This is a genomic window from Methylobacterium sp. J-030 (assembly GCF_022829545.1).
Taxonomy (GTDB): Bacteria; Pseudomonadota; Alphaproteobacteria; order Rhizobiales; family Beijerinckiaceae; genus Methylobacterium.
On the sequence record NZ_JAKSYM010000157.1, the window covers coordinates 1 to 630 of the forward strand.

General features: G+C 71.0%; 2 pseudogenes. One reads left to right on the forward strand and one right to left on the reverse strand.

The window, feature by feature from the left end:
• Positions 1-392: pseudogene (locus MKK75_RS09425) on the reverse strand (hypothetical protein); the annotation flags it as partial.
• Between the two features lie 10 nt (positions 393-402).
• Between MKK75_RS09425 and MKK75_RS09430 the strand changes: the two are divergent.
• A pseudogene (locus tag MKK75_RS09430) lies at positions 403-630 on the forward strand (hypothetical protein); the annotation flags it as partial.

Here is a 630-nt window from a genome sequence, read left to right on the forward strand (position 1 = left end):
CCCGCCCGCAGCCGGATCGTGTCGACGGTCGGGTCACCGTCGACCATGTCCTGCATCTCGGCCGAGTGCGTGAACACGCCCAGCACGTAGGAGAACACCTTGGCGGCCTGGACCGTGGTCGAGGCCATGATCGGCAGCTTCACCCGCTCGCCAGGAGCCGCCAGAGCGCCGTAGTCGATCAGTCCGGCGAGGTAGGCGCCCAAGACGCTGAAGGCGCGGGACTTGCCGCCGCGCCGGCCCACGATGCCCCACAGCTCGTCTACGGGACGATCAGGCTCGCGCTCTCGGCCCGTCAGGGCGGTGAAGATCGCCCGCTCGCCGTCAGTCAGCACCTCGCCCCTGGACGCGATCAGGATGGCGCGCCACGGCGCCCAGGTGTCGCCCGGCAGCATCTCCCCGAAGATGGCGGGATCGGCCAGGGGCGAGGTGCTGACTGACGGCGAGCGGGCGATCTTCACCGCCCTGACGGGCCGAGAGCGCGAGTCTGATCGTCCCGTAGACGAGCTGTGGGGCATCGTGGGCCGGCGCGGCGGCAAGTCCCGCGCCTTCAGCGTCTTGGGCGCCTCCCTCGCCGGACTGAACGACTACGGCGCTCTGGCGGCTCCTGGCGAGCGGGGGAAGTTGCCGATC